Annotated in this window: 24 protein-coding genes and 1 other annotated feature; of the genes, 1 reads left to right on the forward strand and 23 read right to left on the reverse strand. The window is 47.3% G+C overall.

The window, feature by feature from the left end; all coding sequences use genetic code 11:
* Nucleotides 1-122: 122 nt before the first annotated feature.
* From EKN16_RS13160 to EKN16_RS13170, 3 genes are all read right to left on the reverse strand, one after another.
* Entirely contained in the window at nucleotides 123-653 is a 531-nt protein-coding gene (locus EKN16_RS13160) for a deoxycytidylate deaminase (protein ID WP_125657676.1), read from the reverse strand.
* Between the two features lie 30 nt (nucleotides 654-683).
* Nucleotides 684-1,976 (reverse strand): homocysteine synthase, encoded by a 1,293-nt coding sequence (locus EKN16_RS13165; RefSeq protein WP_125657679.1) that lies wholly within the window; start codon nucleotides 1,974-1,976, stop codon nucleotides 684-686.
* A gap of 69 nt (nucleotides 1,977-2,045) precedes the next feature.
* Nucleotides 2,046-2,573 carry a ComEA family DNA-binding protein gene (locus tag EKN16_RS13170; protein ID WP_125657682.1) on the reverse strand — a complete coding sequence of 176 codons (528 nt, stop codon included), beginning with the start codon at nucleotides 2,571-2,573 and terminating at the stop codon, nucleotides 2,046-2,048.
* A gap of 241 nt (nucleotides 2,574-2,814) precedes the next feature.
* Here EKN16_RS13170 and comER point away from each other — a divergent pair, with 241 nt between their 5' ends.
* The gene (gene comER / locus EKN16_RS13175; protein ID WP_125657685.1) at nucleotides 2,815-3,654 is read left to right on the forward strand and encodes a late competence protein ComER; all 840 of its coding nucleotides are present in this window, start codon (nucleotides 2,815-2,817) and stop codon (nucleotides 3,652-3,654) included.
* Nucleotides 3,655-3,760: 106 nt separating this feature from the next.
* Here comER and leuS read toward each other — a convergent pair whose 3' ends face one another.
* The 20 genes from leuS to EKN16_RS13275 form a co-directional block, all read right to left on the reverse strand.
* Nucleotides 3,761-6,202 carry a leucine--tRNA ligase gene (gene leuS, locus EKN16_RS13180; protein WP_125657688.1) on the reverse strand — a complete coding sequence of 814 codons (2,442 nt, stop codon included), beginning with the start codon at nucleotides 6,200-6,202 and terminating at the stop codon, nucleotides 3,761-3,763.
* Between the two features lie 340 nt (nucleotides 6,203-6,542).
* Nucleotides 6,543-6,796, reverse strand: a binding site (T-box leader).
* A 208-nt stretch (nucleotides 6,797-7,004) separates the two neighbouring features.
* Complete coding sequence (locus EKN16_RS13185) at nucleotides 7,005-7,778, reverse strand: class I SAM-dependent DNA methyltransferase (RefSeq protein ID WP_125657691.1); 774 nt, start codon at nucleotides 7,776-7,778, stop codon at nucleotides 7,005-7,007.
* Nucleotides 7,779-7,859: 81 nt separating this feature from the next.
* Nucleotides 7,860-8,816 (reverse strand): CvfB family protein, encoded by a 957-nt coding sequence (locus tag EKN16_RS13190; RefSeq protein WP_125657694.1) that lies wholly within the window; start codon nucleotides 8,814-8,816, stop codon nucleotides 7,860-7,862.
* Complete coding sequence (rsfS, locus tag EKN16_RS13195) at nucleotides 8,813-9,160, reverse strand: ribosome silencing factor (RefSeq protein ID WP_125657697.1); 348 nt, start codon at nucleotides 9,158-9,160, stop codon at nucleotides 8,813-8,815. Before rsfS ends, EKN16_RS13190 begins: the two co-directional genes overlap by 4 nt.
* Complete coding sequence (gene yqeK, locus EKN16_RS13200; RefSeq protein WP_125657700.1) at nucleotides 9,157-9,732, reverse strand: bis(5'-nucleosyl)-tetraphosphatase (symmetrical) YqeK; 576 nt, start codon at nucleotides 9,730-9,732, stop codon at nucleotides 9,157-9,159. The genes rsfS and yqeK overlap by 4 nt, the downstream gene beginning before the upstream one ends.
* Complete coding sequence (nadD, locus tag EKN16_RS13205) at nucleotides 9,722-10,309, reverse strand: nicotinate-nucleotide adenylyltransferase (protein ID WP_125666211.1); 588 nt, start codon at nucleotides 10,307-10,309, stop codon at nucleotides 9,722-9,724. Before nadD ends, yqeK begins: the two co-directional genes overlap by 11 nt.
* Before the next feature lie 72 nt (nucleotides 10,310-10,381).
* On the reverse strand, nucleotides 10,382-10,678 hold the full coding sequence (gene yhbY, locus EKN16_RS13210) for a ribosome assembly RNA-binding protein YhbY (RefSeq protein WP_125657703.1): 297 nt from the start codon (nucleotides 10,676-10,678) through the stop codon (nucleotides 10,382-10,384).
* Between the two features lie 30 nt (nucleotides 10,679-10,708).
* Nucleotides 10,709-11,623, reverse strand: a complete 915-nt coding sequence (gene aroE, locus EKN16_RS13215; RefSeq protein ID WP_232016395.1) for a shikimate dehydrogenase — start codon at nucleotides 11,621-11,623, stop codon at nucleotides 10,709-10,711.
* 63 nt (nucleotides 11,624-11,686) lie between these two features.
* Nucleotides 11,687-12,808, reverse strand: coding sequence for a ribosome biogenesis GTPase YqeH (gene yqeH, locus EKN16_RS13220; protein ID WP_125657706.1), 1,122 nt, complete (start codon nucleotides 12,806-12,808; stop codon nucleotides 11,687-11,689).
* Nucleotides 12,805-13,332, reverse strand: coding sequence for a YqeG family HAD IIIA-type phosphatase (locus EKN16_RS13225; protein WP_125657709.1), 528 nt, complete (start codon nucleotides 13,330-13,332; stop codon nucleotides 12,805-12,807). The genes yqeH and EKN16_RS13225 overlap by 4 nt, the downstream gene beginning before the upstream one ends.
* A gap of 123 nt (nucleotides 13,333-13,455) precedes the next feature.
* Nucleotides 13,456-15,684 (reverse strand): transglutaminase-like domain-containing protein, encoded by a 2,229-nt coding sequence (locus tag EKN16_RS13230; protein WP_125657712.1) that lies wholly within the window; start codon nucleotides 15,682-15,684, stop codon nucleotides 13,456-13,458.
* Nucleotides 15,681-16,925 (reverse strand): DUF58 domain-containing protein, encoded by a 1,245-nt coding sequence (locus EKN16_RS13235; RefSeq protein WP_125657715.1) that lies wholly within the window; start codon nucleotides 16,923-16,925, stop codon nucleotides 15,681-15,683. The genes EKN16_RS13230 and EKN16_RS13235 overlap by 4 nt, the downstream gene beginning before the upstream one ends.
* Before the next feature lie 5 nt (nucleotides 16,926-16,930).
* Entirely contained in the window at nucleotides 16,931-17,887 is a 957-nt protein-coding gene (locus EKN16_RS13240) for an AAA family ATPase (RefSeq protein WP_125657718.1), read from the reverse strand.
* A 181-nt stretch (nucleotides 17,888-18,068) separates the two neighbouring features.
* The gene (spoVAE, locus tag EKN16_RS13245) at nucleotides 18,069-18,419 is read right to left on the reverse strand and encodes a stage V sporulation protein AE (RefSeq protein WP_125657721.1); all 351 of its coding nucleotides are present in this window, start codon (nucleotides 18,417-18,419) and stop codon (nucleotides 18,069-18,071) included.
* 22 nt (nucleotides 18,420-18,441) lie between these two features.
* Nucleotides 18,442-19,452, reverse strand: a complete 1,011-nt coding sequence (spoVAD, locus tag EKN16_RS13250; RefSeq protein ID WP_125657724.1) for a stage V sporulation protein AD — start codon at nucleotides 19,450-19,452, stop codon at nucleotides 18,442-18,444.
* A 2-nt stretch (nucleotides 19,453-19,454) separates the two neighbouring features.
* Complete coding sequence (spoVAC, locus tag EKN16_RS13255; protein WP_125666215.1) at nucleotides 19,455-19,907, reverse strand: stage V sporulation protein AC; 453 nt, start codon at nucleotides 19,905-19,907, stop codon at nucleotides 19,455-19,457.
* Nucleotides 19,908-20,135: 228 nt separating this feature from the next.
* On the reverse strand, nucleotides 20,136-20,327 hold the full coding sequence (locus EKN16_RS13260) for a twin-arginine translocase TatA/TatE family subunit (protein ID WP_125657727.1): 192 nt from the start codon (nucleotides 20,325-20,327) through the stop codon (nucleotides 20,136-20,138).
* Between the two features lie 26 nt (nucleotides 20,328-20,353).
* Nucleotides 20,354-21,547 carry a ZIP family metal transporter gene (locus EKN16_RS13265; RefSeq protein ID WP_125657730.1) on the reverse strand — a complete coding sequence of 398 codons (1,194 nt, stop codon included), beginning with the start codon at nucleotides 21,545-21,547 and terminating at the stop codon, nucleotides 20,354-20,356.
* 16 nt (nucleotides 21,548-21,563) lie between these two features.
* Nucleotides 21,564-22,610 carry a multicopper oxidase domain-containing protein gene (locus EKN16_RS13270; RefSeq protein ID WP_125657733.1) on the reverse strand — a complete coding sequence of 349 codons (1,047 nt, stop codon included), beginning with the start codon at nucleotides 22,608-22,610 and terminating at the stop codon, nucleotides 21,564-21,566.
* A gap of 503 nt (nucleotides 22,611-23,113) precedes the next feature.
* Nucleotides 23,114-24,271, reverse strand: a complete 1,158-nt coding sequence (locus EKN16_RS13275; protein ID WP_164522783.1) for a LacI family DNA-binding transcriptional regulator — start codon at nucleotides 24,269-24,271, stop codon at nucleotides 23,114-23,116.
* Nucleotides 24,272-24,344 lie beyond the last annotated feature (73 nt).

Here is a 24,344-nt window from a genome sequence, read left to right on the forward strand (position 1 = left end):
CTTGAAAAGAATCGCTAACCCGCGTTGGGCTAGCAAATTTCTCTACAATAGACGCAGCCAGAGGTTCTTCCTCATCAACTACGATCGCCAATCTAAACGAATCTAAACGAACAACAAAGCCGTTATGAAATCACATTCATCCCCGCCTGAGCTGGTGGCTCATAAGAAGGAAGGTTTCGGAAGATGATTCCCTTATTTTGCATAAGCTGAGTTACGTTGTCGCTGTCTTTCGGGTAAGAGCGATGATAAACGATTTCTTTGACCCCGCTGTTAGCAAGCATATTCGCACAAGTCCAGCATGGCTGATCGGTTACATAAACGGTTGACCCTTCCCGGTCAATCCGATCGGTGAAAAGAAGTAGATTCTGCTCCGCATGAATGGTACGAATGCAGCGTTGTTTCTTCACCATCTGCTCCTGTCCATCCAGCAGCTTCACTTCAAGCTCCTCCACGATCATACAGCCTGCTTCCGAGCAGTCAGAAACGCCCATTGGTGCTCCATTATAGGCAGTCCCGAGCAGTTTCTTCCCTTGGACGAGCAATGCGCCCACATGCCTGCGTGGACAACGGGAACGCGTCGAGACCATGTATGCGATATCCAAAAAGTAAGTGTCCCAATCTTTACGCGAGCTGTCTTGTAATTCCGTCACCATCGAAGCTCTTCTTCCTTTCTTTCCTATCGATTACTGCTGGCTTGCAGCCAGTGCTTGCTCTAAATCATGTAAAATATCATCTATACCTTCAGTACCAACGGATAGACGGATCATTCCCGGCCCAACGCCTGCCGATAATTGACCCGCTTCATCAAGCTGCTGATGAGTCGTGCTCGCTGGATGAATAATGAGTGACTTCGAATCTCCAACATTGGCCAAATGCGAGAAAAGCTGCACCGCATTTATAACTTTTTTGCCGGCATCTACCCCACCCTTAATACCAAAGGTCAATATCGCACCTTGACCCTTAGGCAGATACTTCTGCGCTAATTCAAAGGACGGATGACTTGGCAATCCAGGATAGTTTACCCATTCAACGGCATCATGAGCCTCTAAATATTGGGCTACAGCAAGTGCATTCGAGCTATGGCGTTCCATTCGCAAATGAAGCGTCTCAAGGCCTTGAAGCAAGAGGAATGAATTGAATGGTGAAATGGCAGCTCCCATATCACGAAGCAGCTGTACACGCATTTTGATAATATATGCGATTGGACCAACCGCGTCCGTATAAACCACACCATGATAGCTTGGATCTGGGCTTGTTAGACCTGGAAATTTACCGCTCGCTTTCCAATCGAACTTGCCGCTGTCCACAATGACACCGCCAATGGAAGTCCCATGTCCACCAATAAATTTGGTAGCGGAATGAAGTACAATATCAGCACCATGCTCAATAGGCCGGCATAGATAAGGACTTGGGAACGTGTTATCTACGATAAGAGGAATACCATGCTTATGAGCAATAGCAGCAATAGCTTCGATGTCAATGACATCTCCTCGCGGATTGCCGATCGTCTCTGCATAAAGTGCTTTTGTTTTGTCAGTGATCGCCGTTTCAAAATGGTTCGGATCAGAAGGATCGACGAATTTGACAGTTATGCCAAGCTTGGATAAAGTATTCGCAAACAAATTGTACGTACCACCGTAGAGGCTTGCAGCTGATACAATCTCATCACCTGCTCCTGCAATGTTAAGAATGGAATATGTAATCGCAGCTTGTCCCGAAGCGACAGCAAGTGCTGCTGGTCCGCCCTCAAGTGCAGCAATCCGTTTCTCGAATACATCGCTTGTCGGATTCATAATACGCGTGTAGATATTGCCGAATTCCTTCAGCGCAAACAAATCTGCCGCATGATCAGTATCGCGAAAACCATATGAGGTCGTTTGATAAATCGGCACCGCTCGGGATAAAGTTGTTGGATCAATTTCCTGGCCTGCATGTACGGATAACGTCTCTAGTGAAAGCTTTCTTTGTTCAGACATTTAAGAAATCCTCCTCGCTGGAATGGGTGGTCAGACAGCTTTTTCCACATCTGCACCATTGTCTCACAATCAGGGCAAGGCGACAATGGACGACTTCAATTTTTCTAATAGTTTTGGTCCAATTCCCTTCACACGGCGTAAATCATCAACGGTGCGGAAAGCTCCATTTTTCTCGCGATCCTCCACAATTGTCCGCGCCTTCACTTCTCCAATGCCTGGTAATGCATCCAGCTGCTCGGCCGTCGCTTGGTTAATATTCAGTTTCCCATCAGTCTGTCGGGGCTGTTGGGCCTGTTGGGGCTGTTGCCCGTTCTTTTGTTCGTCTTGCGTCCCTTCCTTTAGTTGTGAGGACTTCTTATCCGCCTCCACTACTATAGAAGATTTATCATTCTCCGCCGCTGATGGCTTCTTTGTTTCTTCTTTTTGTTCAAGTACAGCAAGCGTCTGTTCCACTTGGCTATTCACAGCCACCCATCCAAGGGGTTCACTAGAAGCGGATGGCCAAAGCGCTATTGTTAACAGGATGACACTTACTAAGAGCAGAGCAACAATCAAGATTTGCTGACGATTATTGGCAGCATGATTTCCTTTACGCATATAACGGATATCTCCCTTCATCCCTACCATTCTTATTGCTTGAATACCCATTTTCAGTAAAAAGGAGCCCTATTGATAAAATCAGGTCATCTTCGCCATGTTCCCTTGCATAAGATAGTATGAGCAGCATTAACCATTATACATTCGCGTATGTTCCTATACTGCGCAGAATGGAATGCGGTCTTTACAACCTGCTTTCATAGCTGCGCTTGATGAATTAGAGCACACAGGAGGGATTGCGATGAATGTCGGGTTTATCGGGATTGGAAGCATGGGCAGTTTACTAATTGATGCTTTCATCAGCTCGGGAGCACTCGATCCGAATCAAATAACAGCCAGCAACCGAACATTTGCAAAAGCAGAAAGTCTAGCCTTGAAATATACAGGCTTACACGCTGTCAAGACCAATCAAGATGCCGCTAGCGGCTGCGACATTATCTTCCTCTGCGTGAAGCCGCATGAATATAAAACAGTAATCGACGAGCTTCAGCTGATTTTGGAGCCTCAGCAAATCCTCGTTTCGATTACGAGTCCTGTCATGCTTGAACAGCTTGAGGGTTGTCTCCCCTGTAAAGTAGCAAAGGTCATTCCAAGCATTACCAACTATATGCATAGTGGTGCTACGCTCTGTATGTATGGCGAACGTATGTCTGACGAAGATAAGGCCATTCTGAACCATCTGCTTTCCTTTATTAGCACACCTTTGGCCATTGATGAGCAGCATACTCGAATTGTTTCTGACCTTTCAAGCTGTGGTCCAGCATTCATGGCTTACCTACTGCAGCGATTCATTGACGCTGCTGTTGAGGAAACTGGTATTCCTCGGGAGCAGGCCACTTTAGTGGCAAGTGCGATGTTCTTAGGAACAGGTCAGCTCCTGACAGAAGGCGGTATGACACCGGAAGCATTACAAGCACGCGTAGCTGTTCCCGGAGGCATTACGGCCAAAGCGTTAACACTGCTGGAGTCTGAGTTAGCTGGCGTATTCAACGCCGTTATTCATGCCACGCATGCCAAGTACCAAGAAGATTTGGATCGCGTAGCAGAGGCATTATACGGCAAAGAGGTGAATGGCCCTTAACGCATGCTTTGCGTTAATAAGCCATTCACCTCTTCATTTGATACCTCGGCCCCGTCAAAGAGCCTCCCTTACTAGCCATTCGTCATCGTAATAGAATGTTAGCCTGTTAGCCTACTACAATATTGACAAGCTTACCTTTGACAACGATCACTTTGCGAATCGTTTTACCCGCAATTGCTTCTGCCGTTTTGATAGATTCCTTAGCGATGCTTTCCATTTGAGCTTCATCCGTATCTGCTGCAATTGCAATGCGATCGATAATTTTTCCATTTACTTGAACGACGATTTCTACCTCTTGATCGATTGTCCAAGCTTCCTCGAACGTTGGCCAAGCTACATAAGAGATCGACCCCGTATGACCAAGCTTCGTCCAAAGCTCTTCGGCAATATGCGGAGCAAGTGGAGACAGCATCTGCACGAAATCCCCCATAGCTTGACGCGGCAATGACTCCAATTTATAAGCATCATTCACGAAAATCATCAGCTGGCTGATCGCTGTATTAAAGCGCAGGTTCTCATAGTCATCGGTAATTTTCTTAACGGTTCGATTCCATGTCCGTTTGAATGATTCCGAAGCCTCACCATCTCCAATTTTCTCGCTAAGCGATCCATTCTCACCGATAAACAGGCGCCATACCCGGCTTAAGAACCGATACATGCCTTCTACACCGTTTGTGTTCCAAGGCTTCGTTGCTTCAAGCGGCCCCATGAACATTTCGTACATACGCAGCGTATCTGCTCCATATACACTCACGATATCATCCGGATTAATGACATTACCGCGTGATTTGCTCATTTTCTCATTGTTTGTCCCAAGGATCATCCCTTGGTTAACAAGCTTATGGAAAGGCTCTTTCGTTGCAACAACACCCAGATCGTAAAGCACTTTATGCCAAAAACGTGCGTAAAGCAAATGCAACACGGCATGCTCTGCTCCGCCAATGTATAAATCAACCGGCAGCCACTCTGCCTGCTTTTCTTTGGAACAAATTTCTTGATCATTATGCGGATCGATGAAGCGCAGGTAATACCAGCAGCTTCCTGCCCATTGAGGCATTGTGTTCGTCTCGCGACGCGCTTTCATACCAGTCTCCGGATCAATCGTCTCGACCCATTCCGTTACATTGGCAAGCGGCGATTCGCCTGTACCTGATGGTGTAATTTCTTCAACATCAGGCAGCAATAGTGGCAGCTGCTCGAATGGAACGGGCTTCATCGTACCGTCTTCCAGATGGAGAATTGGAATCGGCTCACCCCAGTAACGCTGACGGCTGAACAACCAGTCGCGCAGGCGATACGTGATTTTGCCTTGGCCCTTGCCGCTCTCGTCCAGCCATTCAATCATACGCGCAATTCCGTCCTGATTGTTAAGACCATTCAAGAACTCGGAGTTAACATGAGGACCATCACCAGCATACGCTTCAGCTGTAACATCGCCGCCTTGAACCACTTCAACAATCGGCAGATCAAATTGCTTGGCAAATTCCCAGTCACGCTGATCATGACCTGGTACAGCCATAATCGCTCCTGTACCGTATCCGGCAAGAACATAATCGGCAATCCATATAGGGACTAAGGCTCCACTTACGGGATTCACCGCATAAGCGCCCGTGAATACGCCGCTTTTATCCTTAGCAAGATCTGTACGCTCGAGATCACTCTTACGCGCTGCTGTTTCTTGATAAGCTTCAACTGCAGCCTTTTGCTCCGATGTGGCAATACGTGCTACCAATTCATGCTCTGGTGCCAGTACGCAATACGATGCACCAAACAAGGTATCTGGACGTGTAGTGAAGACAACAAGAGCATCCTCATGACCATCGATGGCGAACGTTACTTCAGCGCCCTTCGATTTGCCAATCCAGTTACGCTGCATGTCTTTGATGCTTTCCGTCCAATCCAGGTCCTCAAGATCGTCCAGCAAACGCTCCGCATATTCGGTAATTCTCAGCACCCATTGACGCATTGGCTTACGGACAACCGGGTGATTACCGCGCTCACTTAGACCATTAATAACCTCTTCATTGGCAAGCACCGTTCCAAGCGCCGGACACCAGTTAACAGGCACTTCAGCCACATAAGCTAGCCCTTTATTGTAAAGCTGGATGAAAATCCACTGTGTCCATTTATAATAATCCGGATCTGTTGTACTAAATTCACGGTCCCAATCGTACGAGAAACCAAGTGATTTGATTTGACGACGGAAATTATCTATGTTCGTAAAGGTAATGTCACGTGGATGCTCACCCGTATTAAGAGCATGCTGCTCCGCTGGAAGTCCAAAAGCATCCCAGCCCATTGGGTGAAGTACATTATAGCCGCGCATTCTCTTAAAACGGGAGACGATATCCGTTGCTGTGTAGCCTTCTGGATGGCCAACATGCAAGCCAGCTCCTGACGGATAAGGGAACATATCTAACGCGTAAAATTTCGGTTTACCCGCATCTTCCGTAGTTTTGAAAGTCTTATTCTCATCCCAGAATCCCTGCCATTTGGGTTCGATGACTAATGGATTGTAGCCTTGCTGCTCTTGCTTTTCTTCTGCCATTTTGATAATTCCTCCTAAAGGATTTTGCGTGGTTCTACCCAATTCAGCCGAGTTATTCGGCATATTAGAGCAAAAACCACTTCGAAAGCATAAGCTAAAGGATTTTGCGTGGTTCTACCCAATTCAGCCGAGTTATTCGGCATATTAGAGCAAAAACCACTTCGAAAGCATAAGCTTAGGATTTTGCGTGGTTCTACCCAATTCAGCCGAGTTATTCGTCATATTGGAGCAAAAACCACTTCGAAAGCATATACTTAGGATTTTGCGTGGTTCCCACTCCCTGATTAATTAGGGAGTCGCCTGAAGCGCACATAAAAAAACTCCCGCCCCCAGCGTAAACGCTAGGGACGAGAGTATTATACTCCCGTGGTACCACCCTAGTTAGCAGAAGCATTCTTTGCCCGCTGCTCACTCAAGTCCCTTAACGCGGGCTATACGGCACGCTTAACTTAAAGAAACGGTCGGATTGAACGTCTCTGTAAGGTTCACATGCGGCTCCAAGGCGAGTTCGATTCTATGCTTGACCGGCTTGCACCAACCGCCGGCTCTCTGTTCAAGCGATAAGAAACTACTGCTCCTCTTCTACGCCACAAGAAGAAACGGCTAGCGCCGTCCTTGGCGGCGAAGCAAGTTTCTTCCCTCTGAAATATAAGCAAAGTATAGAGGAAACTTATACTTTCTTATATTTTAAAAAGAAAGGCAAAATGCCTATTCATTCGATCTAAAACAAAAATGATTAGTTCGATTATAATGAAGGTACCTGCTGCATGTCAAGCGGCCAATGAACGCACCAGCTGCTCCTTTACTTCACTGCCGCAAAGAAGAGTCGCTCCGTATTCCCGTCTGGCGCTTCTAGCTTGAAATCTCCGAACGAATCTATTCGACTAAAGCCAGCCCTCGTTAGCGCGCCCCGAATCCAAGCTGGATCATACGCACGCTGTACATGAACCTCTTCAATTCGTGTGAAGTTCTCCTGCTTGCGTTCCCCTTCTCTTGCAAAAATCGTCAGTCGATGCTCGATCTCCATTCGTTCTGCATCAAAATCACAGGTCCATATGTAAGCAACATCTCGCTCATCAAGCACAAAAGGCTGCGTATCCGCATATCGCTCAAGGGTCTTGGGTGGATGAACATCGAATAAAAAAACGCCCCCAGGCCTAAGCCCATGATAGGTTGCACGAAACGCAGCTTCAACATCCTCTTCTTCTGTTAAATAGTTCACACAATCACAGAAAGAAATGACGGTATCGACAGGCTCCGGCAATTCCCAGGCACACATATCCTGCTGCAGCCAACGAATTGAACCGATATTCGAACGGGTGGCCTGCTGCGGGGACTCCTCCCATTTATTTCGACCAATCGTTAACATGTCAGCGGATAAATCAATACCAAATACTTCGAAACCAGAACGAGCGAGCGGTATAGCTAGACTGCCTGTACCGCAGCCGAGATCAACAACCGTCTTGGGAATACCGTATCGCTCCCAGCTTTCCTGAGCAAATCGGAGCCAATCTGGGTACGGCATATCTTCCATAAGCCGATCGTATACGGAGGCAAATTGCCGATAAGCACGCATCTATTCCCCTCGTTTCAAAAAGTATTGCGCAAGCGAAACTCATTTCCTGAGTATCCGCTGCTTCTTGATGGCGCAGAAGCTTTACTCTTTCTCTTGCGATCCTACTTGTTCATCTACCGCTACTTCACTTGCTTCAGCTGCATCCGTTCCTGCTTGATGCTCTGGATTAAGCTTGGTCCAGCTTCCTTCTTGCGTTACGATTCCTTCACGCATAAGCTTACCAATAGCGCGTTTGAATGCACCTTTGCTAATGCCGAATTTCTGCTTAATTGTATCTGCCTGCGTTTCATCTGAATAAGGCATCGCACCGCCTGGACGCTCTCGCAGAAAGGCCAGAATACGGTCGGAATCTTCGAGACGACCTACTTCCTTACGTTGATTCATAGATAGATTGACACGGCCATCCTCACGAACAAAGGTAACACGAGCACGAACTCTTTCACCTAGGCGCAGCAGTCTTGTCCGATCTTCGGCGGGAATGAAGCCATAGGCCCCAAAACCAAGCACCCCTCCATCAATCATAATGAATGAGCCGATCTTAAGTGTTTTGGTTACCCAGCCTTCAACCCATGTATTATGCCAGGAGCTCGGTGCCCGAAAAGCAAGCTCAGACAATTCTTCCTCAAAGGCTACTTTGGCAACGAGTCGACCTATTTTGTCCTGCGCTAAAATAACATGAACCTCATCACCGCGCTTCGGTCTTAGCTCCTTCAGTTCAGGCTGCTCGGATAGAGGCAGCAGCAGCTGCCTCCCTAAGCCCATCTCCAGAAAAGCGCCAATTCGCGGATGAATATCCGCAATCGCAAGGCGAGCCACTTCTCCCAGCATAATGAGCGGAGTTTTCATTGTCGCCGCAATACGATCCTCGGAGTCAAAGAAAATAAACACATCATATTCTTCTCCAACCTTAGGACGATGGCCAACAATCTCCGTATAATGCATCAGTACTTCCGATTCCCCATCGGTTAGAAAGTAGCCATAAGGAGACACTTCACGTGCCAGCTTTAGCTTCTGAATCGTACCTGGAATCAAAGTCATGCGAATTCCACAACCTTCGCGTCGGACCACAGACGTTCGATGTTGTAATATTCACGTTCTTCGCGGTGGAATACATGAACAACGACATCCCCAATATCAACTAAGACCCATCTTCCGGAGTCCATGCCTTCAATACCGCGCACTCGAACGCCGCTCGCTTCGGCTTGTTTGCGAATTTCAGTCGTAATGGCTTGTACCTGTGTATCCGAATTACCATGACAAATAACAAAATAGTCCGCAACCAGCGAAATACCTGTTAAATGAAGGGCTATGATATCATGGGCTTTCTTGTCCTCTGCTGCTGCTACTACTATACGCATTAATTTTTCTGGTGCTACTGTCATTGCTCAGCCTCCCGTATAACTGCTAATAAATCATTTCGTGCCGCTACTGTAAGCGGAAAAATTCGTTTACCCTGCTCCAGCAAATACGATATCGTGGAATCAAAGCCAGCAATCAGCGCTTTCTCTAAACTATGCTCGGCTAATTCCCGTATTTTATGCACCCCTGGAAAATCACGTCCTGGCTCCATATAATCCGCTAGGCAGACGACTTTATCCATCTGCGTCATCCCTACACGCCCAGAAGTATGGAACCTTATCGCATCTAAAACTTCTATGTCCTTCACTGCGAATTGATGCTCGGCAACAAATGCACCAACCGGTGCATGCCAGAGTTCCTTATCGAATTCTAGCAATTCTGCAGGCAGCCCTTCCTCGCGAATAATCGTCTCCATCCGTGAGGTTTTCCAATACTTCGCTACATCATGCAAAATAGCTGCTTGCTCCGCCCGATCTGGATCCTCTCCGAATCGCTTAGCAAGAATAATGGATGTCTCCATAACGCCCATGGTATGAATCCATCTACGTTCGGGCATTTCTGCACGAACTGCTTCAATCATTGCCTCACGATTCATATAGACGATTCCTTTTTATAAATGAATATACTTTCTCCGGCACGAGGAAACGAATGGAACGCCCTTCGCTAACCCGGCGACGAATGTCAGTGGAAGAAATTTCGATAAGCGGCATTTCAATGACCGTTAATCGATTGGCAATAAAAGAAGGCAGCAGAGAAGTATCAATCGGCTCACCTGGCCGTTCAACACCGATAAAGCGGACTAGCTGCGCCAGTTCTTCGATTAAATGCCATTGTGGCAAATCATTCACACGGTCTGAGCCGATAATGAAACTGAACTCGCGGTCCGGATAAGCAGCCTGAAGCGATCGGATCGAATCGATGGAAAAGCTTGTTCCGCCACGTTCCAATTCCACATCCATAGCGCGAAAATGAGGTTGAAAATCAATGGCACGGTATACCATTTCCAGCCGCTGCGAGCCATCTGCGCCAGGTTCATTGTCCTTGAGCGGGGGATGAAAGGAAGGGATGAACCATACCTCATCTAAACCGCATGCCTCACGCGCCGTTTCGGCAGCTAGCAAATGGCCATAATGAATCGGGTCGAACGTGCCGCCCATGAATCCAACTTTAATCAAATTCATCCACTCCTACTCTGCTATGAGCTAATTATTCATTTATCACTATCCAGCACAATCAAAATCAATCTATTTCCTAGGAAGCTCTATCGTTTTGTGATCCTTTGATTCTTTGTAGAGCACGATCGTTTTGCCAATGACTTGGACAAGCTCAGAGCCTGACTCCTCAGCTACCCATGCGCCTACTTCCTTCGGATCATCCATACAGTTATTCAGCACGGATACTTTAATCAATTCGCGTACTTCGATAGCCTCTACAATGTGTTTAACCAGGTTATCGTTCGTGCCGCCTTTGCCCACTTGAAAAATCGGGTTTAAATGATGCGCCAATGCACGCAGATGTCTCTTTTGTTTGCCTGTTAACATATTCCTGTTTCCTTCTTTCGTTTCATCAAATTATCGTCCATGACCCAGCGCTTCAAGCACGGTTTCGCGCATGGCTTCCACCGGGGCATCGACGCCTGTCCAGTACTCGAATGCATAAGCACCTTGATAAATAAACATACCCAATCCGCCATGAATACGGCAGCCCTGCAGCTTTGCCTCTTCCAGAAACCGCGTAGTCATGGGATTATAGATCAAATCGCTTGCAATCGTATTCGGCTTGAGCCAGGCGGCTTGCAAGGGGGTTGTATCTACATTAGGATACATCCCGAGCGAAGTCGTATTAATTACAATATCAGCCTTTGCACAGGCCTCCTGCAGCGCTTCATTACCGATAGCAGTAATATCAGCGACCTGTCCGCGAAAAGCATCAGCTAGCTCCTGTGCCCGCTCCACCGTCCGATTGGCTATCACCACACTGGAAACACCTTCACGTGCCAGCGCGTACAAGATTCCGCGTGTAGCGCCTCCAGCACCGACGATCAGCACATTTGCCCCGGCTAAGTGAGGCTCTACTTCTTCTTTGAGCGAGCGCACATAACCAAGGCCATCTGTATTATAGCCAACTAGGTGACCATCATTATTGACGATTGTATTCACGGCCCCAATGGCCTGAGCGCTCTCATCAATTTCATCGAGCAGAGGCATAATGGCTAGCTTATGGGGGATTGTGACGTTGACACCGCGTATTCCCATTGCTCGCACGCCTGCTACGAAATCGCTAAGCGTTGCCGCAGTAACATGAAATGCCGTATAAATGCCGTTAATGCCTTTCTCCCGAAAAGCTCGATTCATCATAACAGGCGACTTCGAATGGCGAATCGGATCACCAATAACACTGAAGAGCACCGTATGGCTATCAACCGAATTGCCTGAATTGCCGAAAGATTGTGTACTAGAAGTTTGCAGCTGTTCTTTGGCCCCCACTGTCCGTTCACTCTCCTAAAGAGAAAAAGCTGCCGCTAATTGTTATTAGCGGCTGCTCTTCGTTTAAATAAGTGCGTCCCGTAATAGAACACGAATGCCTTTAGGCACATAAACATCGATCAGCGCGCCAGAGTCGCCGTTCACATGGATCCAACCTAATCCAGAAATGAAAACATCCGTTTCTGATCCCCGTTTAATCGTTAAGCGATGACGCGTCCAAGCCGGCATTTCTTCGAGCTGCTCTTTCGTCGGTGGCGCAAGCATGACACCCTTATGCTCGGCATACAGCTCTTCGGCCCTCTCGAGCTTAGTCCGATGTACAGGCAGCGCATTGGAAATATAGAGGGAGAACGACTGACGATCACCTTCTATAAAATCAAACCTCGCGAGTGCCCCGATAAACAAGGTTTGTTGACTATTCAGCTGATATACCAATTGCTTAATGGGTTTGTCTGGCAGCAAGGATTGAAGCACGCCCCGCGGCACGATTTCGGTCATCCGATGACTATAAACAATCCCTGGCGTATCGATAATTTCGTTGCCATCATCAAGCGGGATATGAATAGCATCAAGAGTCGTACCCGGATAACGAGAAGTTGTCAGCTCACGTTCCAGATCGCTGTAATCGCGAATCAGTCGGTTAATGAGTGTTGATTTACCAACATTCGTTGCCCCAACTACATAAACATCGCGATTGCCACGATGCTCGCTAATGGCTTCAATGACGCGCTCAAAACCCATATTCCGCTTCGCGCTGCAAAGCACGATACCAACGGTAAGAAGCCCTTGAGCTTTCGTTTGTTTTTGAACCCAATTAAGCAGACGATTCAAATTAATTCCTTTGGGAAGCAAATCGATCTTATTCACGACAAGCAGAACGGGGTTATTGCCTACAAACCGCTGAAGTCCGGAGATCAAGCTGCCTTCAAAATCAAACAAATCGACGATATGAACAACTAGGCTCTTCGTAGCGGCAATCCCGCCGAGCAGCTTGAGGAAATCATCCTGATTAATAGCGACCGAAGCCGCTTCATTGTAATTCTTGATGCGGAAGCATCGCTGACAGATTACCGGTTCACGATCCAGCGTTGATGCTGGAATATAACCTGGTATATCGGTCGATTCTGTCTGCAGCTTCACGCCGCACCCGGCGCAAGCTTCTTGCTCTAATTGCTGTTTGGTCACTTCTTGCTTTCCTCCTCGGGCCACAGCCCTTTTTTGCGTAGGCGAGACAGGGCGACTTTCTCAATCAAGCGATTGACACGCGTCATTACCCCTTCGTCACCTGGCGAAATTGGACGGACGAGTATGGTGAAAAGCCCCATTCGCCGCCCTCCCAGCACGTCTGTCATCATTTGATCACCAATGACAGCTGTTTGCTCCGCTGGCAGCCCAAGCAAAGCAAGCGCCTTGTTAAAGGCTTTGTTAGCAGGCTTGCGTGCAGCATGAACAAACGGAATTCCGAGCGGCTCTGCAAACTTAGACACCCGGGTCCTATTATTATTGGAGACGATAACCACCTTGAAGCCAAGATCACGCACATCATCGAGCCACTTGACCAGCTCAGGGGTGGCAAGCGCTTCCTTGGCTCCAACGAGTGTATTATCCAAGTCGGTAATAATGCCTTTCATACCCTGTTCTTTCAGCGTATGCAAATCAATATTATAAATGGTATTGACGCGCATCTGCGGCAACAGCCGTTCAAACATAGGTCCCTACTCCCTTACTTATCGCTATCACGCAAACTATACCATACAAAGGGAATTTGTTGCAAAGCTCTTCCCAATATAAAAAGCCGACATCGGCGCTGCTGCGCTTCTGTCGGCTCCCGCTTATCCAATTCGTTCCCGAATAACCTTCATGGTAGCTGTCACTCGCTCCGCTTCCTCCTGCGTCATTATTTGACTGCTGTACATCGCTTTCTCGAAAGCACCCTGCACAGCATGGAATTCACTTTGAAGGAAAGTTAACCTAGTTGACCAGCGAGCCATCGTTTCACGGACAGTCTCGAATTCATTATGGTCGAGACCTTTCTTACGGCCATATTTGATCAATCGGTTCGTCTCCCTAACAATCCTCTCATTTACCGAATCTGAACCCATTCTATACCTGCGCCAACCGTCCATAATAGAACGGAAACGCAAAGCAGCGATACATAGTACAAGGACACCTGCGGTTACATAGAACACCCAAACAGGAATATGGAAACCCGAAGCTGCCTTTTCTACTGTATCGTCGGTAACCGGCGTATTTGTCTCAGGAACCGGAGCCACTTTATCTTCGGGCAGAGCATAAGGAAAGCTGAAGCCTGCTGTAGCCTCGAATGGAAGCCAGCCATAGCCTTCAAAATAAACCTCAACCCAGGAATGTGCATCTGAATTGCGAACCGTGTAGGTACCCGCGCCCTCTGGATTCATTTCAATACCAGCGCCCGATTGCATACGCATTCTCTCCGGATCGTAAGGCAGAGAGCCAGGCGAATAACCTTTAACCCACCTCGCGGGAATGCCCGTAGCCCGGGTAAGCACCGCTAGCGCAGTCGAAAAGTAATCGCAGTATCCACTCTTCATTTCGAATAGAAAGGCATCAACGAAATCTTGGCTCTGCCGTTTGGATAAGTCAGGCTCATTCGTGTACGTATAGTTTAATCGCAAATAAGAGACCAGCTTATTGACTTTGTCATAAGGTGTAGCAGCATCCTTCGTAAGTTCCGCTGCGAGCTCCCTCACTCGCTCTGGAAGCTCCGAGGGCAGCTGCAAATAGATCGGATCGGCATCCTTTGCCGGCTGTGTGGCCGCTCCACTGCGAAGGGCTGCTTCATCGAGAACTGGTACTTCCGAAACGATAGTATACGACTTCGGATAGGCGCCTCTGCTCTTTGCCGGGAATCTCAATTCCCAGGACTGAGGCAGCCAATTCAATCGTGGAGGCACATCTGCTGCGTTAACAGCGAGAACTGTCGATATCGGTCCTGCACCGAACAAAACAGGAAATTTGTCCTTGCGAATGATCGTAAACGTCTGTTCGACCTTCTCCACTTTAGTCGTCTTGGGCTGCATTCCGGGAAGTAATACCTGTTTATATTGTTCCAACGGATCTGACTGTTCCTGCTTCTCAACAGGCGATTCTTCCCAGCCTGAACCATTATAGAAGGCTTTTGTTTCGCCGCGCCAGTAGCTGCGTTTCGTCGTAGAAACCGTCATGACTGGCGAATAATCAAATTTGAAGCCATTGCCAAGCAATTCATCGTTACGGCTGTAGCCCGAGCGGCTATCGCCGCTGCTGCTTGATGTCGGGCTTGTACTCACACCCTTATCGCCAACGAATGATCCGACTTCTTCACCGCGTGCTTCTTTCCAAGCGGTGTAAGGGTCAGTGAGGATCGGCTTAATAGAAGGAACGAACAATCCCGCACCCATAACAAAAGTAATAATGATTAGAATCGGCAAAAACAAACTAACTGGATATTCAAGCAGATGCTCCCAATTGTCAGGATGCTGCTTTTTAAAGGAAGAGAAGTGACTGGTTACAAGCCAACCAAGACCGATAAATAGAATCCAGGCGATCTCATCCCATAGGTGAATAGGCGTTAGCAGGGAGTCGGCAACCAATAAAGAGAGAAGGGCAAGACTGATTGTCCCAATAATGAATAATCGACGATTCCTCATCCAAACAATGAAGTGAAAAACCACCCAGATACTAAGACTGATCCATAGAAAGGGAGATAGCTGTTTGACATGAGACGCTAGCCAGATCGTCCAATCTACCACATTCTTTTTATCCCCTTCAAAGGGAATCCATGTATAACCTGAGTAGGCTACGTTCAAACCGATTAGAAAGATAAGCTGAACGAGACTCGAAAAAAACTTGGACGGAATGAGTATAATAGCAGCTGTCGATACGAACAGAACTCCATTCACAATCGTAAACGTTTCTTCCCACCAATAATCACCTAGACAACGAATCCATTCAAATAGGAGCAAAGCCGCCATAATTGCGGACAGCTTGTGGTATATACCCACCGTCAGCCACTTGAAGGTTTTACGATAAACGGCAATCATGCAATTCCTCCTTCCAGCACCTTCGGAAGCTCTTGTAGCGTGGAAATAGGATGAACGATAAACCCGCCGCGCTGCAGCAGCCGCAGCCACTGTTGGTCGCCGTTATCTTTAATAGAGTCGCCTTTTCCTTTCAAATGAACGAGTACAGGCATGACCCCCCTCTTGCTTAACCACTCCATTGATCGTACGGTTTCCTCTCCTGCTTGCGGACTTATAATGACAGCTAGCGAACCCGTAGGTACTAGCGATGTGGATTCCCGGAGCGCACGATAAAGAGGCGTGTCTCCATCTGCTTGAATGCGGACCAAGTGATTGAGTATAATTGCCCGTTGATCTGATTTCGAATGCGGAGCAAAGCCCTCTTGCTTCTTACCCGTTGAGACAAGTCCCATAGCGCTCGATCTACGAAATCCGAATTCTAGCATAGAAGCCGTAACGGAAACAGCCAGTTCAAATTGATCCTGCCGTTCATAAGTACCAGCATAACGATCCAGTACGAATACGGTACGCGGAAGTGATTCCCTCTCGAATTCTTTCGATTTCCATTGTCCAGTCCTTGCTGTCGCATTCCAATGAATACGTGAGAGCCTGTCTCCATAAATATATTCCCGAACGCCATTAATTTGTGTCGTTTCCTTGGAAGACAATCTTGAAGCTGATGTGGAGTAAGGGCCCTTCGATCCGCGTTTGAATAGCTGCCATTGACGAATCGGTACTATTCTCGGATAAACACTAAACGACGCTGAAGATTCAAAGTTTCCCGTGTGCTCGAATAAACCAAAAATGTCACGCGTTGAACATTCTGTTGGTGCGAAGCGATAAATGCCCCGCTCCAGTGGAGGTGTCATAAAGGAGACAACCCCCAGCCTGCGGTAGCTCGGCACAAATGAAGTCTCGAACGGAATTGCGCTGCCATTTTGATCTAATAATCGATCGCGAACCAATACATAGGGAATAGGCCAAACACCTGGGATTTGGATATGAAGGTTTACTTCGAGCCTTGTTCCTGCAAGAAGTGTTTGCTCCCCCGTCTGGGCTGTACCGTTAACTAAATGACGAACACCAGTCACACTGCCGATCCCGCTCCACCGACCAAATACTAGATAGATCGCCAGCACATTAAAAATACAAAAGAGCATGAATGACGTCTTCCCGCCCTGAAACAGCAAAAACAACAGGGAAATTGCATACAGGATACCAATAATCCGCCATCTCATCGTTGTCGCTCTTGCAGTAAGCATAGGCGTTATCGCTCCATCCGTACGGGAACATTCGTCTCACGAATGACCAGCTCGATAACATCCTCTGCCGTCAAGCCATTCAATCTCGATTCCGTATGCAGCATAATTCGATGAGCAAGCACAGGTGAAGCTAGTAACTTAATATCATCTGGGATCGTATAATCCCGCCCTTGCAGAAAGGCATTTGCCTTGGCTGCAGCGGTCAGAGAAATGGCAGCCCGCGGACTTGCGCCAAGCTGTACGCCGCTATGCTCCCTTGTTCCCCGAACGAGGCGGATCAAATAATCAGCAACGGCCTCATCGACATGAACCCGCCTGACGGTATCCATCATGCTGCGGATTTGATCGATATCTGCAACAGCGGTTAAGAGCTCGGCAGGTGATGTTGAATTCGGCGAAAGGATCATTTGTCGCTCTGTTGCAGCATCCGGATATCCAAGTGATATTTTCATCATGAATCGATCCAGCTGCGCCTCAGGCAAGGTATAGGTTCCATCGAATTCGATCGGATTTTGTGTTGCGACTAATGTGAATGGCGTTGGTAGTTCATGGGAATCGCCATCGACCGTAACATGACGCTCCTCCATCGCTTCTAGAAGCGCAGATTGTGTCTTCGTCGTTGCACGGTTGATTTCGTCGACTAGCAGCAAATTGGCCATTACCGGACCTGGCCTAAAAATAAAGTTCTCCGTCTTCGGATGGTAGATCGCTACACCGGTTATATCTGTAGGCAGAAGATCCGGATTACATTGGATCCTTCGGAATTGTCCGCCGATTGTTTTTGCTAATGCCTTCACGAGCTGTGTCTTACCAGTACCCGGAACATCTTCAATTAATACATGCCCTCCAGCAAGCAAAGCCGTCAATAAACGTTCTATTTCTGTCTTTTTCCCCAGGATACAGCTCTCTAAATTACGTCGAATTACGCTGGATAATAAGTAATCTGCGTTGCGGTTGTCCATGTCAAACCTCCTGGATGATCGAAATTGATAGTGATGTTATTATTTTACAAAAAATACAACTGACCGTATAGCGTAGATCCAACAAAAAAAATTGGAGAATCCCACAGAGGGATTCTCCAATTCATTCCGGCATAGGCAAGTGATACAACGGCCTTATGCTGGCAGCTTCTATAATAATGTATTAACCTTTCGGCTTCGCCACCAGCGCTGCCAAGAAAGAGAAAATAATGGCCGCCGAAATTCCGGCGCTTGTAACGTCGAAGATGCCTGTAATCACACCTATCCAGCCGTCACGGTGGAGCTCGGTTAGAGCACCATGTACGAGTGCATTGCCGAAGCTTGTGATCGGCACCGTTGCACCCGCCCCAGCGAATTTGATCAGTGGTTCATACCAGCCTACTCCATCAATGACTGCTCCTGCAACTACAAGCGCCGACATTGTATGTGCTGGTGTTAATTTGGCTACATCGAACATGAGCTGTCCAATGACGCATATCGCTCCCCCAACAAGAAAGGCCCATAAAAAAATCATTGTCGAATTACCCCTTTCACTCTTAGTGTTGACTTTCAATGGCAACTGCATGTGCGATACAAGGAATACTCTCGCCCTGTTGAAACGAAAGAGGCGACAATAGAGCACCTGTAGCAACGACGAGAATACGTCTTAGCTCTCCTTGCTTCAACCGTTTCAGTAAATGCCCATAAGTGACAACTGCTGAACAGCCGCAGCCACTCCCCCCTGCCTGTACCTTTTGCTTCTGGATGTCGTAGATCATTAATCCGCAGTCACTGAATACCGTTTGATCCATCGGTACACCACCGCGAGCTAGAAGATCGGTAGCAATTGTATGACCAACCGTAGCGAGATCACCCGTTACAATCAGGTCATAGTCCTTGGGCTGGCGACCTGTATCGTTGAAATGGGATTGGATCGTATCAACGGCTGCTGGAGCCATTGCCGCTCCCATATTAAAGGGATCTGTAATACCGAGATCTACGATTCTGCCAATCGTGGCGCACTGAACGACGGGGCCATCACCTTCGGCCGCGACGACAGCAGCCCCAGCACCTGTCACGGTATACTGCGCCGTTGGCGGCTTTTGCGAGCCATATTCTGTCGGGTAACGGAATTGCTTCTCCGCTGTACTGTTATGACTGCAGGTTCCTGCCAATACGTATTGTCCCGAGCCTGAGTTAACAATCAGCGATGCCAGCGCAAGAGATTCCATTGATGTGGAGCAAGCACCAAAAACGCCAAGATATGGGGCTCCTATTGTTCGAGCAGCAAATGTGTTGCTGATGATCTGATTCATTAAATCACCGCCGACAAAAAACTGCAGCTCCTGTTTGTTGATATTTGCATGCTTGAGAGCGATATCCGATGCTTGTTCCAGCAGCAGTCGTTCAGCCTTTTCCCAGCTCTTCTGCTGCATATCCAGCACGGGATGAACGAGGTCAAATTGGGAAGCCAGCGGTCCTTCGCCTTCATCAGGGCCCACTACGGTGCCGGTCCCAATAATGACCGGGCGTTTATCAAACCACCAGGTTTGTTTGCCTCGCAGCATCTTTAATGACCCCCAATGCCGAATATCCAATAAATAATCCCGACAAAGAAAGCAGCTACGGTGCCGAATACGATTACTGAACCAGCGAGTTTAAACATATTACCGCCGACACCGAGCACAAGCCCCTCACTGCGGTGCTCGAGCGCTGCAGAGCACATGGAGTTTGCAAAGCCTGTCACGGGTACAGCTGAGCCTGCTCCTGCCCACTGAGCCAGTTTATCGTAAACCCCCAGACTCGTTAGAATAACGGAGAGTAGAATAAGCACGGCAACAGTTGGATTACTTGCATCTATCCTCGTCATCTTGAACGCTGAAATAAAAAATTCTTGAATAGCTTGTCCGATGACACAGATGGTTCCCCCTACCAAGAAAGCTCTAAAACAGTTGGGTAATATTGATCTTGACGGTTCCCGTGTTTTGGCAAAAGCCTTATATTCTTTCGGCGACATCGTCATTTTCTTATATTTGTCCTGTCCTGCGCTTTTCGTAGTCACGTCAGACCTTACCTCCTTCAAGAAGCTGAACTATACCCTTACACAAGTATTTGTAATAAGCTTTCTTGTTATGCCAAAGATAGCCGAATGGTTTTTCTAATGAAAATAGCCCCTCGCATTAACTGCAAGAGGCACATTTGCTGGCACAAAATCCATCTTGCCTTCTAGCTTAAGGAAGGCGGCATTCTCTCATTTAATAGTTTCTTGTTTCGTCGTAGGCTCTGATTCTTCACTTTGCATTAAATCCTTCGTACCCGCTCTAAATTCTCGGAGCGTAGTGCCTATGGCTTTCCCAAGTTGAGGAAGTTTTGAAGGCCCAAAAAACAGTATCCCAATCACAGCAATAAATAATATTCCCGTCCAGCCGATGTTCAATGGCATGTAGGACTCCTCCCTTTTCTCACAAATTAAATACTTACAAACAGTGCGGTAGCATACATGAGGGCAATGCCGAGAGTCAGGCTGGCAAAGTTAACCCATGATACAGCTGGTCTTCCGCTCTTTGCAGCCTCATGGAAGATCATTTTGCTAATAACGAAAATGACTTGAATAATAGCGCCCGCTCCAATACCGAAGAACAACGCTGCTAAGGTATCATTGAACACGAATCCGCCTATCCATGTTCCGATAATTGCAGGTCCACCCCCCAGAACGGCTAATCCCAGAAAGGTTCTCCAGGTTGGACGTTCCTTCAATAGCGGGGCTGCGATTCCAACACCTTCAGTGATATTATGAAGTGTAAATCCGATAATTAAGAACGTTCCGAGAGACGCTTCGCCCAAAGCGAATGCTGCGCCGATCGCCAAGCCTTCTCCCAGATTATGAAGCCCGATACCACCAGCGATTTTATAAGCGACCTGTTTACCGCTATGGTTACCTCTGCGCTCGTTTGCTTGGTCCAGAGCAAGCAAGAATAAAAAGCTTATAAGAGCACCAAACCACACAAGACCCGTACCTTGAAAAATGCCAGGAGCTTCAGCTCCAAGTTCTAAGCCTTCTTGAAAAGTATCGATAACGAGAAAGAACAATAAACCGACCGTAAGGGCAAGCACACCTTGCATGCCTCTATCTGAGAATCTGCGTAAAAACGGGAACCATAATAAACCCAGTCCGACCGGAATTACGCCGACATAAAAGCCAATCAAAGCGTATTGTGCGAACCTGTTAGCATCCGGAACTGGCGTTTTTGCAGCAGCGGCAATCTCACCCGTAAATAGGAGCCCATTTGAAGTAATCAGCTTTATTTCGTACGGATCGCCTTCGACCCAACCGTAAGGTATTGATATATTGGTCTGATTGAGTCGTTCAATAGTAGCATCAGGCTGGAAACTGGCATTCCAAAAAGCATCGTTAACCAACACTTGCGCAATTGTCACCGAATCCGGTCCTGAGTTCAATACCTTTAATGTAAATCCTTCATCCGTAAGAACGATCCTCTGTACATCCAATGCTTCAATCGGTACTGTGGACTTATCTTTGATACCTGTTCCAAAACTTGAAACCAAATAAATGATGACGGCAAGCAATATTAGCGGGACAATACCCCAAATCCACATGATTTTAGATGGGCTGCGTTTGATAACGACGGTTTTTCCCTGCATGACCATTCCCCCTTTCTTAGGCTTCTGCTTCGAAAAAACCCATCCAACCAAGCTCCGCGAATTCACTTTGATGGGCATGAAACATGTATTTACCAGGTTCTTTGAACTCCATCTCCAATATGCCGCGCTGGCCTTGGCACTGCATGATCGTATCTGTATAAATCGCTCTGGCTTCCGGGTCCGCTCCGACTTCGTAATATTTGAAAAAATTTGCATGAAGATGGAATGAATTGATCAGATCGAATTCCGTTAAATTGCTCAAGTAGATACGGACAAGTTCCCCAACTTTGACCTTGATCGGCCATGCCTGAAATGCGAAAGCATAACCGTTAACTGTATAAATCTCATTCTCTCCATCCAAATCCAAATCATAGCCGTTCATGACCATATTAAGTTCTAAAGCGGGCTGTCTTGGCTTTTTGGGATCGATAATAAAATTTCCATATAGTCCTTTATGAATATGCTTTGCAAGGGGAGGAATGTGGCAATGGTAAATGTGCATGCCTGCTGGTTTGGCTTCAAACTCATAGATAAACTCCGTTCCGGGCTGTACAGGTTCAATACCGTCCATCTTAGTGGGGTGAATTCCATGAAAATGAATGGAGTGCGGATGCATGGAACCGTTCCAGAACTTGATTCGGACAATATCTCCCTCTGTACATCGGATCGTCGGACCTGGTATCGTTCCGTTAAATGCCCATCCCGGAAATTTGATTCCATTAGCGATTTCAACTTCTGTATCCGTAGCCACAAGTTCATACTCTCTTAAAATGCGTCCATCTACACGGGTACTTACTTTGCCGTAATCAAATTGGGTAAGAGCTCTGATCGCTGATTCTAATCCCTTTGTTTTTTCTGTTCCCGGATCGTATCCATGAGCCATCATTGCATGTTTTTGATGCTCTAGTGCAGAATGCAACTCGTGGTTATCCATGGCTTTGACGGTTTTCCCAAACCATGAACTCGGGTTTAACAGACTTCCTCCTAGAACACCCATCGCACCAGCTGCTCCCCACTTCAAGACTTCACGTCTGGAAACAGACCTCTTTGAATTTAATGGCATTTCCGTCACCTTCCTTTCTTTACTTAGGGAAACTAAGTTTACCTTGGGAAAAATAATAGACAAAAAAATATAATATGGACATGGGACAAAGTTTTGCCCCAGTGCAAAATTGATTAACCTAAATATACGCTGTTTTGGGAATTTTGTAAACAAATTAAAAAAGAGCGGTCAGCGTTACAATCCATATAAACGTAAAGAACCCGGAGGGCAGGCACCTTTTTCAAAGTGTCCATCCTCCGGGTCATAGCCCAGGTCAGAAGTTGATACAATATTATGTTTAAATTATAGCAGCAGCAAGCAGCAGAATAACAAGCAGGACGAATAGCAACAGTGCTAGCAGCATGACAGATTGGGCACGACGACGCATGATGAGCAGCTCCTCTCGATCAAAAAGCGGGCTATGCTGCATTCTATGCTGGTAAAAGTGGAAATGGAGATTGTCCCGCTGTTTTCCGCAGCCTGCGGCCTGCAGCTCGCCTATTCGATTTACGCAAATTTGTGTATTATCCCGATTCCCTTATGATGAGTCGTGCTGATAACGTAATATTCTCATGCTGGGCTTCAGGGCGGAGCCTTCTACGCACGAATGACTCCACTGCGCGTATACCAAGCCATTCTTTGGCCAAATCTACCGTTGTTAATGGGACCGCTGCTTCACGGCTAGCTGCCGTATTGTCGATTCCGACGACTCGGCAGCGGGTGGGGATCTCGATGCCACGGCTCTGCAACGACTGCATAAGTGCTAGAGCAATCTCATCATTGGCGCAAACGAAGCCATCCGGAAGTCCATCGTATTCCGCCTTAAACAGTGCCGAACCCTCCTCGTTGGACTCAGTAGCAGTTGAAATCCGGCGCTCAAGCGACTGACGCCATGACCGGCTCCCATATGGAACCGTCCATTTTTTCAAATGTACTCCTGCAAGCAGCCATGCCGCTGATTGCAATGAATTTGCTGCTAATTGTAGGGAATACATAGAGGATTTTGTCGTCTGTAATTCTTCGAGTGCGAGCCTGCAGCCCCAGAAGCGTTCGCGGAAGCTTACTGCGAAGCTGTCTCGCCCGACAAAAACAATAGATCGGCAGCCCTGAGAGAGAAGATGATGACAGGCCATACGTCCAGCTTCAATATTAGCGTTAAGCACGGCATCTGCCTGAATGACCGATTCTTGATGGTCCACTAAGATAATCGGTAAGCCCATACGGTTCAGCAACAATAATAGTTCTATTGGGCATCTGCCTACTATGATGAAACCAGTAACTTCTCTTAACGCTTCGCTCATCAATTGCTGCTCCAGGGCTGCAAGGGATGATTTGTCCCTCCCAAATGTAAAAAAATGCGGAGAGAGCCCATGTTCACTGCTGCCTGCTTCAATGCCTTGTCTCACTCTTTGCCAGAAATTCGGCTCATGGCCATGTCTTTCGTCTAAGCCAACCCACACCAGAGGGCTTACGATATCGATTTTATTGCCTGCATGAGTTTGAAGAGATTCTTCTGTCTCTGCATCCTTACGGACTCGATATCCGAGTGCTCTGGCCATAGCAATTACTTCTTTACGTGTGGCTTCACTTACTCCCTCTTTACCAGATAAAGCTTGAGAAACGGTATATTTGGAAACGCCGAGGCGGTCTGCAATTTGCTGCATGGATACTTTATGCGCCATACTCATTTCTCCCTTTCTCCAATTCGTGATTGAAGATTATTTCAATACCATTTTCGATTGACTTTCATGCTAT

It is taken from the genome of Paenibacillus baekrokdamisoli (assembly GCF_003945345.1).
In the GTDB taxonomy this organism is placed as follows: Bacteria; Bacillota; Bacilli; order Paenibacillales; family Paenibacillaceae; genus Paenibacillus_Z; species Paenibacillus_Z baekrokdamisoli.

Bases quoted from the DNA above. Each gene is read 5' to 3' on its own strand.
- EKN16_RS13160 (WP_125657676.1), bottom strand. From the start codon at position 653: ATGGTGACGGAATTACAAGACAGCTCGCGTAAAGATTGGGACACTTAC.
- EKN16_RS13165 (WP_125657679.1), bottom strand. From the start codon at position 1,976: ATGTCTGAACAAAGAAAGCTTTCACTAGAGACGTTATCCGTACATGCA.
- EKN16_RS13170 (WP_125657682.1), bottom strand. From the start codon at position 2,573: ATGCGTAAAGGAAATCATGCTGCCAATAATCGTCAGCAAATCTTGATT.
- comER (WP_125657685.1), top strand. From the start codon at position 2,815: ATGAATGTCGGGTTTATCGGGATTGGAAGCATGGGCAGTTTACTAATT.
- leuS (WP_125657688.1), bottom strand. From the start codon at position 6,202: ATGGCAGAAGAAAAGCAAGAGCAGCAAGGCTACAATCCATTAGTCATC.
- EKN16_RS13185 (WP_125657691.1), bottom strand. From the start codon at position 7,778: ATGCGTGCTTATCGGCAATTTGCCTCCGTATACGATCGGCTTATGGAA.
- EKN16_RS13190 (WP_125657694.1), bottom strand. From the start codon at position 8,816: ATGACTTTGATTCCAGGTACGATTCAGAAGCTAAAGCTGGCACGTGAA.
- rsfS (WP_125657697.1), bottom strand. From the start codon at position 9,160: ATGACAGTAGCACCAGAAAAATTAATGCGTATAGTAGTAGCAGCAGCA.
- yqeK (WP_125657700.1), bottom strand. From the start codon at position 9,732: ATGAATCGTGAGGCAATGATTGAAGCAGTTCGTGCAGAAATGCCCGAA.
- yhbY (WP_125657703.1), bottom strand. From the start codon at position 10,678: ATGTTAACAGGCAAACAAAAGAGACATCTGCGTGCATTGGCGCATCAT.
- EKN16_RS13225 (WP_125657709.1), bottom strand. From the start codon at position 13,332: ATGTTTGAACGGCTGTTGCCGCAGATGCGCGTCAATACCATTTATAAT.
- EKN16_RS13230 (WP_125657712.1), bottom strand. From the start codon at position 15,684: ATGATTGCCGTTTATCGTAAAACCTTCAAGTGGCTGACGGTGGGTATA.
- EKN16_RS13235 (WP_125657715.1), bottom strand. From the start codon at position 16,925: ATGCTTACTGCAAGAGCGACAACGATGAGATGGCGGATTATTGGTATC.
- EKN16_RS13240 (WP_125657718.1), bottom strand. From the start codon at position 17,887: ATGGACAACCGCAACGCAGATTACTTATTATCCAGCGTAATTCGACGT.
- spoVAE (WP_125657721.1), bottom strand. From the start codon at position 18,419: ATGATTTTTTTATGGGCCTTTCTTGTTGGGGGAGCGATATGCGTCATT.
- spoVAD (WP_125657724.1), bottom strand. From the start codon at position 19,452: ATGCTGCGAGGCAAACAAACCTGGTGGTTTGATAAACGCCCGGTCATT.
- spoVAC (WP_125666215.1), bottom strand. From the start codon at position 19,907: ATGACGATGTCGCCGAAAGAATATAAGGCTTTTGCCAAAACACGGGAA.
- EKN16_RS13260 (WP_125657727.1), bottom strand. From the start codon at position 20,327: ATGCCATTGAACATCGGCTGGACGGGAATATTATTTATTGCTGTGATT.
- EKN16_RS13265 (WP_125657730.1), bottom strand. From the start codon at position 21,547: ATGCAGGGAAAAACCGTCGTTATCAAACGCAGCCCATCTAAAATCATG.
- EKN16_RS13270 (WP_125657733.1), bottom strand. From the start codon at position 22,610: ATGCCATTAAATTCAAAGAGGTCTGTTTCCAGACGTGAAGTCTTGAAG.
- EKN16_RS13275 (WP_164522783.1), bottom strand. From the start codon at position 24,271: ATGGCGCATAAAGTATCCATGCAGCAAATTGCAGACCGCCTCGGCGTT.